This window comes from Streptomyces sp. ASQP_92 (genome assembly GCF_025399895.1).
Lineage (GTDB): Bacteria > Actinomycetota > Actinomycetes > Streptomycetales > Streptomycetaceae > Streptomyces.
Map to the genome: position 1 here is coordinate 349,846 of NZ_JAODUA010000003.1, position 12,188 is coordinate 362,033.

General features: G+C 72.3%; 11 protein-coding genes and 1 pseudogene. 7 read left to right on the top strand and 5 right to left on the bottom strand.

Features of this window, described 5'->3' with window-relative positions:
• Positions 1-65 precede the first annotated feature (65 nt).
• Positions 66-1,451 (bottom strand): FAD-binding protein, encoded by a 1,386-nt coding sequence (locus tag N4G70_RS11075; RefSeq protein WP_261712377.1) that lies wholly within the window; start codon positions 1,449-1,451, stop codon positions 66-68.
• 187 nt (positions 1,452-1,638) lie between these two features.
• Here N4G70_RS11075 and N4G70_RS11080 point away from each other — a divergent pair, with 187 nt between their 5' ends.
• The 4 genes from N4G70_RS11080 to N4G70_RS11095 are packed head-to-tail and all read left to right on the top strand — an operon-like array spanning position 1,639 to position 4,461.
• The gene (locus N4G70_RS11080; RefSeq protein ID WP_261712378.1) at positions 1,639-2,178 is read left to right on the top strand and encodes a phosphatase PAP2 family protein; all 540 of its coding nucleotides are present in this window, start codon (positions 1,639-1,641) and stop codon (positions 2,176-2,178) included.
• Positions 2,175-3,113 carry a decaprenyl-phosphate phosphoribosyltransferase gene (locus N4G70_RS11085; protein WP_261712379.1) on the top strand — a complete coding sequence of 313 codons (939 nt, stop codon included), beginning with the start codon at positions 2,175-2,177 and terminating at the stop codon, positions 3,111-3,113. Before N4G70_RS11080 ends, N4G70_RS11085 begins: the two co-directional genes overlap by 4 nt.
• Complete coding sequence (locus N4G70_RS11090) at positions 3,110-3,574, top strand: GtrA family protein (RefSeq protein WP_261712380.1); 465 nt, start codon at positions 3,110-3,112, stop codon at positions 3,572-3,574. The genes N4G70_RS11085 and N4G70_RS11090 overlap by 4 nt, the downstream gene beginning before the upstream one ends.
• Complete coding sequence (locus N4G70_RS11095) at positions 3,562-4,461, top strand: YihY/virulence factor BrkB family protein (RefSeq protein ID WP_261712381.1); 900 nt, start codon at positions 3,562-3,564, stop codon at positions 4,459-4,461. The genes N4G70_RS11090 and N4G70_RS11095 overlap by 13 nt, the downstream gene beginning before the upstream one ends.
• On the opposite strand, the gene N4G70_RS11100 is transcribed toward N4G70_RS11095, so the two are convergent.
• Entirely contained in the window at positions 4,430-5,731 is a 1,302-nt protein-coding gene (locus N4G70_RS11100; protein WP_315904241.1) for a D-alanyl-D-alanine carboxypeptidase, read from the bottom strand. The two genes, N4G70_RS11095 and N4G70_RS11100, sit on opposite strands and share 32 nt — an antisense overlap.
• A 251-nt stretch (positions 5,732-5,982) precedes the next feature.
• Here N4G70_RS11100 and N4G70_RS11105 point away from each other — a divergent pair, with 251 nt between their 5' ends.
• Positions 5,983-6,597, top strand: a complete 615-nt coding sequence (locus N4G70_RS11105; protein WP_261712383.1) for a DUF3995 domain-containing protein — start codon at positions 5,983-5,985, stop codon at positions 6,595-6,597.
• Between the two features lie 57 nt (positions 6,598-6,654).
• Here N4G70_RS11105 and N4G70_RS11110 read toward each other — a convergent pair whose 3' ends face one another.
• Positions 6,655-6,903, bottom strand: coding sequence for an SCO4848 family membrane protein (locus N4G70_RS11110; protein WP_261712384.1), 249 nt, complete (start codon positions 6,901-6,903; stop codon positions 6,655-6,657).
• A gap of 301 nt (positions 6,904-7,204) precedes the next feature.
• Between N4G70_RS11110 and N4G70_RS11115 the strand changes: the two genes are divergently transcribed.
• Both N4G70_RS11115 and N4G70_RS11120 read left to right on the top strand, forming a co-directional pair.
• Positions 7,205-8,773, top strand: a complete 1,569-nt coding sequence (locus tag N4G70_RS11115; RefSeq protein ID WP_261712385.1) for an ABC transporter substrate-binding protein — start codon at positions 7,205-7,207, stop codon at positions 8,771-8,773.
• 121 nt (positions 8,774-8,894) lie between these two features.
• Positions 8,895-11,093: an alpha-N-acetylglucosaminidase gene (locus N4G70_RS11120; RefSeq protein WP_261712386.1), complete on the top strand. Its 2,199-nt coding sequence runs from the start codon at positions 8,895-8,897 to the stop codon at positions 11,091-11,093.
• Between the two features lies 1 nt (position 11,094).
• Here N4G70_RS11120 and N4G70_RS11125 read toward each other — a convergent pair whose 3' ends face one another.
• On the bottom strand, positions 11,095-11,751 hold the full coding sequence (locus N4G70_RS11125; protein WP_399035133.1) for a TetR/AcrR family transcriptional regulator: 657 nt from the start codon (positions 11,749-11,751) through the stop codon (positions 11,095-11,097).
• A 164-nt stretch (positions 11,752-11,915) separates the two neighbouring features.
• A pseudogene (locus N4G70_RS11130) lies at positions 11,916-12,161 on the bottom strand (Uma2 family endonuclease); the annotation flags it as partial.
• Positions 12,162-12,188: the final 27 nt, after the last annotated feature.

The following is a 12,188-nucleotide window of genomic DNA, read 5'->3' on the forward strand; positions in this document are numbered from 1 at the left end:
GAGGGGGCGTGGGGGAGGAGGGGGCGCTGTGGGAAGGCGGGCGGCGGTGCGGGGGGCGGGCCGGGTCACAGGCCCAGGCGCCTGCTCATGTCCGAACGGAAGACGCCCCGCGGGTCCAACTCCGCGCGCAGCGCCCGGAATCGGGGGAGCCACGGGTACATGTGCGCCACCAGTTCCGGCCGCATCCGCGCGTCCTTCGCGAGGTAGACCCGGCCGCCGGCGGCCGCCACCCGCTCGTCCAGCTCGTCCAGGAGCGCGGCGAGGCCCGGCAGGCGGGCGGGGATGTCCAGGGCCAGCGTCCAGCCGGGCAGGGGAAAGGAGAGCCAGCCGGCGTCCGCGTCGCCGAAGCGCTTCAGGACGGCGAGGAAGGAGGGGCAGCGGTGCCGGGAGATGCGGTGCACGATGGCGCGCAGGGTGTCCTCCTGCCCGTACCCGACGACGAACTGGTACTGCACGAAGCCGCCCCTGCCGTAGACCCGGTTCCAGTGCGGCACCCCGTCCAGGGGGTGGAAGAACGTCGAGATGCGCTGGAGCTCGCCCGTGCGGTGCCGCGGCGCCCTGCGGTACCAGAGCGCGTTGAACGCCGAGACGGAGCCGCGTCCGAGCAGCCCCTCGGGCAGGAACGAGGGGGCGGCCGGCAGGCTGCGGGGCCGGAAGTCGAGCGGGGTGCGGCGGGCGCGGGGCGGCAGCATGTCCAGCGGCGCGTGGTCCCCGCGGGTCAGCACCGCTCTGCCGGTCTTCGCGCCCCGCGCGAGGAGGTCGATCCACGCCACCGAGTACCGGTAGCGGTGGTCCCCCGATTCGAGCCGGGTCATCAAGTCGTCCAGATCCAGGGCCCGTTCGGTGTCCACCGCCATCAACGAGGTGCGTACGGGCAGGAGTTGGAGGGTGGCTCGCAGGATCACTCCGGTCAGGCCCATGCCGCCGGCCGTGGCGTCGAAGAGTTCGCTGTCCGGGGTGAGGGTGCGGATCGTGCCGTCGGCGGTGAGCAGGTCGAGTTCGCGCACATGGCGGGCGAAGGACCCGGACACATGGTGGTTCTTGCCGTGGATGTCGGCGCCGATCGCCCCGCCGACGGTGACGTAGCGGGTGCCGGGGGTGACGGGTACGAACCAGCCGAGCGGCAGCAGGACTTCCATCAGGCGGTGCAGGCTGACGCCCGCGTCGCAGACGACGACGCCCGCCTCGGCGTCCACGCCGCGGATGCGGTCGAGGCCGGTCATGTCGAGGACCGCGCCGCCCGCGTTCTGGGCGGCGTCCCCGTAGGCCCGGCCAAGACCCCGGGCGATCGTGCCGCGCGCCCCGCACGCCAGGACGGCGGCCGCCGCCTCCTCATAGCTTCGGGGGCGCAGCAGGCGGGCGGCGCTGGGGGCGGTGCGGCCCCAGCCGCTCACGGACGTCGGCGGGCCGGGGGGCGCGAACGCGGCGTCGGGTGTCGTCTCGGCAGACATGAATGTGACGGTATCGCCTATCTCGTCCCCTTCCCTTCAGCCACCCGCCCTGATAAACCACTCACCGAAATGGGTGATTACATGGGTGTCAGTCTCATTTGTCCCGTATTCGTCTTCCCTCGCGCAGGAGAGTCGCCGGTGGCCTACGGCCAGTTGGCGGGCCGACGTCACGGAAGAGGGGTGGCAGATGCACAAGCCGTCATGCACCGACGCCGACCGGAGGCTCCTGGCCGCACTGCGCGACTGCGCCGAGGACCCACGGGTGGCCGCCGCCGCCCGCGCGCTGTCCTTCGCCGGTGAGCACGGCGCGCTGTGGCTCGCGGCCGGACTGGCCGGGGCCGCCGCCGACCGGGAGCGGCGCGGGGCCTGGCTGCGCGCCACCGCCCTGGTCGCCGCCGCCCACCTGGCCAGCATGGGCGTCAAGCGGATGGTGCGCAGACCCCGGCCGCACCTCCCGGCGGCCGAGCCACTGGTGCGGACCGCAGGGCGGCACTCCTTCCCCAGCTCGCACGCCACCTCAGCGGCGGCCGCCGCCGTCGCGTACGGCGCGCTGCGGCCCGCCGGGGCGCACCTCGTGCCGCCGCTGGCCGCCGCGGTGTGCCTGTCCCGCGTGGTGGCCGGGGTGCACTACCCGAGCGACATCGCGGCGGGCGCGCTGCTCGGCGGTGTCACCGCGCGGGCGGGCGCGGCCTGGATGCGCCAACCGCTGGAAGCGGGGCGCCGATGACCGAGCCCGGCGCGGTACTCCTCGAACCCGGAACCCCGGCGCCCCGCGGGCCGCTCGCCCTGCCGGGCGGTCTGCTGCGCACCGCACGCCCCCGCCAGTGGGTCAAGAACGTGCTCGTGCTGGCCGCGCCCGCCGCCGCGGGACGGCTGTGGAACCCGCACGACCTCGCCCAACTCGCCCTGGTCTTCTGCCTGTTCACGGCCGCCGCCTCGGCGGTGTACCTCATCAACGACGCCCGGGACGCCGAGGCCGACCGGGCCCACCCCGACAAGCGGCACCGCCCGGTCGCCGCCGGGCGGGTGCCGGTGGGCGCCGCGTACGCGACCGGCGCCGCCCTCGCCGTCCTCACCCCACCCCTCGCCGCGCTGACCTGCAACGCGATGACGGCCACGCTGCTCACCGCGTACGTCCTGATGCAACTGGCGTACTGCGTCAAGCTCAAGCACGTCCTGGTGGTCGACCTGGTCGTGGTCACCACCGGGTTCCTCATGCGGGCGATGACCGGCGGCGTCGCGCTCGGGATCCCGCTGTCGCGCTGGTTCCTGATCACCGCCGGGTTCGGCGCGCTGTTCATGGTCGCCGCCAAGCGCTACTCCGAGGCCCTGCGGATGGAGGGGAGCGGAGCCGCCACCCGCTCGCTCCTGGACGCGTACACCACCGGCTATCTGCGCTTCGTGTGGCAGCTCGCCGCAGGTGTCGCGGTCCTCGCCTACTGCATGTGGGCCCTGGAGGCCGGCGGGGTGGCCCGGGGATCGCTGCTGCCCTGGCGGCAGCTGTCGATGGTCCCGTTCATCGGGGCGATCCTGCGGTACGCCGTCTTCGCCGACCGCGGGAGCGCGGGGGCGCCCGAGGACGTCGTCCTGCACGACCGCGCGCTCGCGGTCATCGGGGCCGTCTGGGTGGCGCTGTACGCGCTCGCGGTGGCCGACCTGTGAGCGTCGCCAGGCACGAGGTCGTCGGGTTCGCGCTGGCCGGCGTCTGCGCGTACGCCGTCGATCTGGCCCTGTTCGTGGGGCTGCGCTCGGGGCTCCACTGGGACCCGATCGCCGCCAAGTCCCTTTCGTTCGTGGCAGGTTGCACGGTCGCCTACCTCGGCAACGCGTTCGGCACCTATCGCGGACGCCGGGCCGGGCCGCGCGAGTACGCCGTCTTCTTCGCCGTCAACATCGCGGGCGCGCTGGTCCAGTTGCTGTGCATCGCCGTCTCGCACTACGGCCTCGGGTTCACCTCGCCGCGCGCCGACACCCTGTCCGGCGCCGTCGTCGGCATGGCGCTCGCCACCTGCCTGCGATTCTGGGGCACGAGAACACTGGTCTTCGGCCGCGGGCCGCGCGGCCCGCGCCCGGACCGACACAGCCGAGCTGGAGAGGGTAGTCGTACGTCATGGACTGGCTGAAGAAACTTCCCGTCGTCGGGCCCTGGATCGCCCGGCTCATGCGGACCCACGCCTGGCGTTCGTACGAGCGGCTCGACCGGGTCCACTGGTCCAGGCTCGCCGCGGCCATCACCTTCATCAGCTTCCTCGCGCTGTTCCCGCTGCTCACCGTCGGCGCTGCCGTCGCGGCCGCGCTGCTCTCCACCGACCAGGTGCACAAGCTCCAGAGCACCCTGGCCGAACAGGTCCCCGGCATCTCCGACCAGCTCGACCTCCAGGCGCTCATCGACAACGCGGGCACCGTCGGCATCGTCGCCGGCGCGCTGCTGCTGTTCACCGGTATCGGCTGGGTCGGCCAGATGCGGGGCTGTCTGCGCGTGGTGTGGGACATGGAGGAGACCGACGAGGGCGAGAACCCGATCCTGCGCAAGCTCAAGGACGGCGGGGTGCTCCTCGGCCTCGGCGCCGCGGGGCTCGCCTCGTGGGCCGCGTCCTCCATCGGCTCCACCGCCGTCGGCTGGACCGCCGAGCGGCTCGGCATCGACGAGGGCGGCGCGGGCGGCGTACTGCTGCGCGTCGCGGCGATCGCCGTCGCCGTCCTCGCCGACTTCCTGCTCCTGCTGTACGTCCTGACGCTGCTGCCCGGCGTGAGCCCGCGGCGCCGCCGTCTGATGGTGGCCGCCCTGCTCGGCGCGGTCGGCTTCGAACTCCTGAAGATGCTGCTCGGCGGCTATATGAAGGGCGTCGCCGCCAAGAGCATGTACGGGGCCTTCGGGGTGCCCATCGCGCTGCTGCTGTGGATCAACTTCACGGCGAAGCTGCTCCTGTTCTGCGCGGCGTGGACGGCCACCCCGTCCAAGGAGGACGACCCCGACCTCATCGCCTCCGAAGAGGCCAGCGCCGATTGATCAGGAACACCGCGCCCGCCACGACGATCAGCGCGCCGCCCGCGACGCCCAGCGCGATCCCGACGCCGCCGCTCTCGCCCTGCGCGGCGGCGGCCCGGTCGAGACGTTTCTTCACCACGTCCTGCGCGCCGCCCGAGCCGGTGCCCTTGTCGGCCGTCGCGGACTTGGGCGGCACCAGCTCGCCGACCGGGGTGACCTTGCCACTGGCGGCGAACCCCCAGTCGAGCAGGCGGGCCGCCTCCTTGTAGACGGCCTGGCTCTCCGTCGACTCGGGGTTCATGACGGTGACCAGCAGCACCTTGCCACCGCGCTCGGCGACGCCCGTGAAGGTGGCGCCCGCGTTGGTGGTGTTGCCGTTCTTGACGCCCGCGATGCCCTTGTACGGACTGAGCCCGACGTCACCGGTGAGCAGCCGGTTGGTGTTCTGGATCTCGGACATCTCGCGCTTCTTGTCCTTGCCCTCGACACCGGGGAACTTCGCGGTCGCCGTCGCGCAGTACTCGCGGAAGTCCTTGTTCTGGAGCCCCGAGCGGGCGAACAGCGTGAGGTCGTAGGCGCTGGAGACCTGGCCCGGCATGTCGTAGCCGTCCGGCGAGACCACACGGGTGTCCAGGGCCTGGAGCTCGTCGGCCCGGGCCTGCATGTCCTGGACCGTCTTGGTCACGCCGCCGTTCATCGAGGACAGCACGTGCACGGCGTCGTTGCCCGAGCGCAGGAACACCCCGAGCCACAGGTCGTGCACCGAGTACGTCAGGTTCTCCTTGACGCCGACCATGCTGCTGCCCGCGCCGAGGCCGGCCAGATCCTGCGCGAGGACCGTGTGCTGCTGGTCCCGGGGGAACTTGGGCAGCACGGTGTCGGCGAACAGCATCTTCAGGGTGGAGGCGGGCGGCAGCCGCCAGTGCGCGTTGTGCGCGGCAAGGACCTGGCCGCTCTCGGCGTCCGCGACGATCCAGGACCGGCCCGTCACCTGCTGCGGCAGCACGGGCGCGCCGGCGCCGAGCCGCACCTGGGTGCCGGCCTCGCCCAGCGGGGCGCCGCCGACCTTCGACATGCCGGTGGGGGGCGCGTCATTGCGCTTGCCCGGCGCGCCGGGCGTGGCGGAGGCGGCCGGCTTGTCGTCCCGGGGCAGCGCGAGGGCGGCGGCCGGGGCGAGCGCGGGCAGCACGGCCGCGGCGGCCACGGCGACGGACAGGGCGAGCCGTGCGGGACGGCGCGGACGCGGGGTGCGCCGGGGGGCGGCGCTCTTCTTCACGTTCAGGGCAGACACGTTCGAGAACGTACAGGCTGCGGCCACCGAACCGATCATCGTATGGATGACCCGCCGAAAGCTCCCACCCGGGCGGAGGTGCCGGGCGCCCGCGTCCACCAGTGCGGGGGGACCCGGCCACCCTCGGCGGGCTGCCGAAGCCCTCGCGTATCCGGCGGCCCGGAGAAGACCGCCGGAGCCAGCCGCGCGGCGGAGGTCGATCATCATCGGGGACGACCCGCCCGGCGCCGTCATCCGGCCAGGATGACGTCATGACGATCAAGCTGTTCGCGGACGACGTGGCGGGGCCGGTCCCGTGTCGGCCATCCCGCATGCGCCCGGGCGCGTGGCCGGGGCTCGCCGCCGCGGCATGGGGGCTCCTGTTCGCGGCACCCAGTTTCGCCTGGGCGCTGGGCTTCACCTTCGGCGCGCGGACGACGGTGTCACCGTCCCTGGTGAAACTCGCCGACGACCGGGTGACCTGGTTCATGGCCGTCCTGTGGGTCACCGGTCTGCTGAAGCTCCTGGGAGCCCTGATCGGTATCGGCCTGACCCGCCCGCGCGGCCGATGGACCGGCCGACTCGTGGTGTTCTGCGGTGGCGGCGCGGCGGTGTTGCTCGCCTGGCACGGGTGTCTCTTCGTCGTCCATGGGCTGCTGGTCGAGGCCGGGAGCCTCTCCGTCGCGCCCGACCTGGCCGGGCTGACCCGCTGGTACCTCTTCCTGTGGGGACCGTGGTTCACCGTCGGCGGTCTGGCTTTCGCTGCCGCCACCATCCGGTATGTCCGACGACCGGGCGCCCGGGGCGAGTCGCGACTCCTTGGAGCCCTGGGGGCGCTCGGCGCCCTGCTCCTGTCGGCGGGGTCGATGATCACCGGGGTCGGCTGACGGGCTTCGCGGGGACGGGCCGAGACGACTCGGCAGGGAGCGGCAGCGCCGGGCCGTCTACCGGTCGGCCCGGGCGTTCCGATCGCCCCGGACCCCCCGCAGCCCGATCACGCCGATGATCGTCCCGAAGGCGAACGAGACGATCGCCAGCGTCAGATGGACCCAGAAGTACGCCGTGGGCCGGCCGTCGTCGAAGGCGAGCCCGCCGGCGTCGGCCCAGAGGTTCTTGGCGAAGGTCACCCAGACCACCCACGACCAGACTCCGAACGCGAGCAGGAACCAGGAGACGCGGCGGCTGAGCTTCATGGGGAGTCCTTCGGGGTGGGCGGGGCGTTGGCTACCAGAGGTTCGCCACCAGTATCGAACCGGACATGCCGGTCCCCGCGCGCGGGGCTCCGGGCGCCGGCCGCCCCGTCCGCCGCGCCACCCGCGCCGTGAACACGCGGCTACGGAGAGCTCCGTCACGCTCGGCCAACGATTCCCTGTGAGAAGAAGGTTGACCCTTCCACAATGTGAAGGTTGTGTGATTGGGTGAGCGTCATCACAGGCGCAGCGTGTCGGCTCCGCGCGCCGGGGCAGGGTGGGGCGTTCCGAGGAGAGCACGGCAATGCGGTCGATCCGTATGCGGATGGTGGCGATAGGCGCGGCAGTGGTGGTCGCCGGAGTCGGGGGCTGGCAGCTGCTGCCGTCGGACCAGGCGAAGAAGGACCCGATCGTCGTCGGCACCACCGACGTCATCACCGCGCTCGACCCGGCGGGTGCCTATGACGCCGGTTCCTGGGCGATCTACAACAACGTCTACCAGTCGCTGCTGACCTTCCGTCAGGGCAGCACCACGCCCGTCCCGGACGCCGCCAAGAGCTGCACCTTCGTCGGGCAGAAGCTCCAGACGTACCAGTGTGTGATGCGCGAGGGCATCACGTTCTCCAGCGGGCGCAAGATGACCGCCGAGGACGTGAAGTACTCCTTCGACCGGATGCTGAAGATCGCCGACAAGCTGGGCCCCGCCCCGCTGTTCTCCATGCTCGCCTCGGTCCAGGCCGAGGGCGACACCGTCACCTTCAACCTGAAGAGCAAGGACGCCACGTTCCCGTCCAAGCTGGCGACCGGCGCGGGTGCGATCGTCGACCGGGACCAGTACCCGGCGGGCGCGCTGCGCACCGAGAACTCGGTGGTCGGCTCCGGTCCGTATCTGCTCAAGGAGTACAAGAAGGATCCCTCGGGGCGGCCGGTCAGCGCCGGCCTGGAGCCCAACCCCGACTACAAGGGCGCGGTGACCAGACGAGGGCTCCCCATCACCGTCCGGTACTTCGCCGAGGCCGATCAGCTCAGCGCCGCCTGGCAGGCCAAGCAGGTCGACGTGGCCCACCGCGAGATGCCGCCGGAGATGCTCGCCAAGCTGTCGCCAAGCCCGGACCTGCGGATCTCGACCTCGCCCGGCTACGACACCCGCCAGCTCAACTTCAACCTGAAGTCGTCGAGCCCGGTCTCCAAGGTCAAGGTCCGCGAGGCCGCGGCCGCCCTCATCGACCGCGCGGCGCTCGCCTCCGCCGTCTACAGCGGCACCGTCGACCCCCTCTTCTCGGTGATCCCGCAGGGCTTCACCGGCCACAGCACCGCGTTCTTCGACGCCTACCCCAAGCCCGACCCGGTCAAGGCGAAGGGCCTGCTGCGGTCCGCGGGCGAGCAGCTCCCGGTCCGCTTCGACATGGCCTACCGCAAGCTCGGCGCGAACGGCGCGGAAGCCGAGCAGCTCAAGCAACAGCTGGAGCGCGACGGCCTGTTCAAGGTGACCCTGATCGCCGAGCCGGACTGGCCGAAGATGCAGGAGAACTACGCCGAGGGCAAGTACGACGCGTACACCGCCGGCTGGCTCGCCGACTTCCCCGACCCGGACAACTTCGCCCAGCCGCTCGTCGGCACCGGCAACAGTCTCCACAACGGCTACTCCGACAAGGAGACCGACGACATCATCCGGCGCACCCAGGAGTTCACCGACCGGGGCCGGGCCGCCGACGACTTCAAGGCGCTCCAGGAGAAGGTCGCGCAGGACGTTCCCCTGGTCCCGCTGTGGCAGGGCAAGAACTACGTCCTCGGCAACAAGGACGTCAGCGGTTCGCAGTACCTGTCGGACGGTACGGGCGTGTGGCGGCTGTGGGAGCTGGGCTGGATCTGAGGTCCGGCCGCCCCCGGGACGGCGGCCGCGACCGGGCGGGATTGACCCAAAGGGCTTCTGTCCGGGGGCCCACCGGTTCTGCTCCATTGACCGCGCACGGGCACGCTGCTTCCGTCGAGGGATGCGCCTCTCCCGTCGTACGCTCCTGAGCTCACTCGCCGGCTCGGCCCTCGCGGTCGGCGCGGGCTCCGAGGCCGGACACGCCGCCGGAGCGGCGGCCGCGGCCACCCGGGGGCCCGCCGCGCGGGCCCTGGCCCGGCTGCTGCCCGACCACCGCGATCAGGTCACCTTCCGCACGGTGGCGCGCACGGCCGGCCACGACCGCTTCCGGGTGACGGGCGGGCCCGGCGACATCCTCGTCGAAGGCACCACGCCGGCCGTCCAACTCACCGGATTCCACACGTACTTGCGCCAGGTCGCCCAGGCCCACATCTCCTGGGCCGGCGAACAGGCCAGGCTGCCGCGCCGGCTGCCCGGGGTCCCCGCGCCCATCGGGCGAACCGCCAACGTCACCCACCGCTTCGCCTTCAACGACACCAACGACGGCTACACCGGGCCCTACCACGACTGGTCCTACTGGGAGCGCGAACTCGACGTCCTGGCGCTGCACGGCTACAACGAGGTCCTCGTCTACCTCGGCGCCGACACCGTCTACCACCGGACCTTCCTCCACCACGGCTACCACGACGCCGAGTTGCGCACCTGGATCCCGGGTCCCGCGCACCAGCCGTGGTGGCTGCTCCAGAACATGTCCGGCTTCGGCGGCCCGGTCTCCACCCAACTCCTCGACCAGCGCGCCGAGTTGACGGTCCGTATCGTCGACCGGCTGCGGGAGCTGGGCATGACGCCGGTGCTCCCCGGCTACTTCGGTACGCTCCCGCCCGGCTTCGCCGCCCGCAACCCCGGCGCGCATGTGGTGCCGCAGGGCGTGTGGGGAGGCTTCCCCCGCCCCGACTGGCTGGACCCGCGCTCCGACCACTTCCGCCGGGTCGCGGCCACCTTCTACCGCGTACAGGCCGAACTGCTCGGCGCCACCACGCTGTACAAGATGGACCTGCTCCACGAGGGCGGCACACCCGGCGACGTACCGATCGGGGAGGCCGCGCGGGCCGTCGAGAAGGCGCTGCGCACCGCGCACCCCGGGGCGATCTGGACGCTGCTCGGCTGGCAGCACAACCCCCACCGGGAGATCATCGAAGCGGTCGACAAGACCAGGCTGTTCGTCGTCGACGGCCTCTCCGACCACTACCCCTCGGTCACCGACCGCGAGGAGTCCTGGCAGGGCACGCCCTACGCGTTCGGCTCCATCTGGAACTTCGGCGGCCACACCGCCATGGGCGCCAACACCCCCGACTGGGCTTCCCTGTACGAGAGTTGGCTCACCAAGCCGGACAGTGCGCTCGACGGCATCGCGCTCATGCCGGAGGGCGCGGACAACAACCCGGCCGCCTTCGCCCTCTTCTCCGACCTGGCCTGGACGGACGAGGCCCCCGACCTGGAGGACTGGTTCGAGCAGTGGTCCTGCCAGCGCTACGGCGCCCGGGACGAAGGGGCAGAGCAGGCGTGGGACATCCTGCGCCGCACCGCCTACGGCACCACCCGGGAGGACTCCTGGAGCGAGGCCGCGGACGGTCTGTTCGGCGCCCGCCCCGACCTGTCGGCGACCTCGGCCGGGTTCTGGTCGCCGCCCCGGCTGCGCTACGACGCCGAGGAGTTCGCCCAGGCCCTGCCCGCGCTCCTGGCCGTCTCCCCGGCGCTGCGTACGAGCAGCGCGTACCGCTACGACCTGCTGGACGTCACCCGCCAGACCCTCTCCAACGAGTCCCGGCGGCTCCTCCCGCGCATCCGGGCCGCCTATGAGGCCAAGGACGAGGAGCGGTTCGCGCGGCTCACGGGGGAGTGGATGCGCGATCTGGCCCTGCTCGAGCGGGTGGTCGCCACCGACCGGCGCCACCTCCTGGGCCGCTGGATCGCGGACGCCCGCTCATGGGGCGCGAGCCCCCCGGAGCGGGACCGCCTCGCCCATGACGCGCTGTCGCTGCTCACGGTGTGGGGCCCGCGCGCCGCGGCGAACGGCGGGACCCTGCGCGACTACGCCAACCGCGAGTGGTCGGGCCTGGTGGGCGGCCTCTACACGCTCCGCTGGCGCACCTGCTTCGCCACCCTGACGACCGCCCTGGCATCGGGGCGCCCCCCGGCGGCGGTCGACTGGTACGCCCTGGAGGACACCTGGGTGCGGACGCATCCGGTGTATCCGGTGGAACCCAGGGGCGACATCGTGAAGGTGGCGGGGGAGGTGCGGGACGCCCTGGGCCTGTGAACTAGCCCTTGCGGGCAGGCTTCTTGCGGGAGGCGGCGGCCTCGGCCATCCCCGGCAGGAAGTCGGTGAACAGCTCGTGCACCTCGTGGACGAGCGGCCGCAGCACCCGGAACCGGGCCAGGGCGACCCCCCGGGTGGTGAGCTTGGCCCCCCGGGACGCGAGCCGATAGCTGCGCTCGCGGCCGGGCGAGCGGTCGAACACCCAGTACAGGACGAGCCCCATCTGGGACAGCCACATCAACTCGGGCAGGACGTCGACGAGTTCGGCCGGCACCTTGGTCTTCGTGCCGGCCAGCACCTCCCGGTGCACCGAGATCGCGGCCTCCCGCGCGTGCTCCGACTCCTTGGAGAACGGGCTGAGCGGACTGTCCGGATCGGCCGCGTTCTTGAAGAACTGCGCGGCGAACTCGTGGTAGGGCGAGGCGATGTCGAGCCAGACCCGCAGTACCCCGGCGAGCCGCGCCTCCAGATCGGTCTCGGTCTCCAGCACCTCCCGCACCGCCGCCTGGTGCTCCGCCGCGATCCGGTCGTAGAAGCCCTGGATCAGGTGCTCCTTGCCGGCGAAGTAGTAGTACGCGTTCCCGACCGAGACCCCGGCCTCCTGTGCGATGGCCCGCATCGTGGTCTTGTCGTACCCCCGCTCCTGGAAGAGCCGCATGGCGGTCTCCAGGATGAGCGAACGGGTCTGCTCCCCCTTGGCGGGGCGGGCCCCGGCCGTACCGGGGTCTGTCTCTTCAGGCGCGTTCTCTGCTGGCACGGCAAGAGCCTAATCGGCCAGGCCGGTGCGGGTGGCGCGAGGGTTCCGGCCGCCGCCGGTGCGGCTCAGTCCTTCTTGCGGGGCTTGGGCTGGGCGGCCTTCAGGATTTCCGTCACGTCGAGGGTGACCTTGGCGCCGAGCGAGTCGGGCAGGGTGATGAGCTCGCCCGGTGCGCGGACGCGGTGGGTCGCGTACTCGTTCTCCTCCGGGTCGGTGAGGACGTGGATGCGGTTGTGCTCGCGGTCCACGATCACGTACACCGGCACGCCGGCCCGGGCATAGGCGCCGACCTTGGTGCGCAGATCACCGTACGTGCGAGAGGGCCCCGCCCCCGGAAG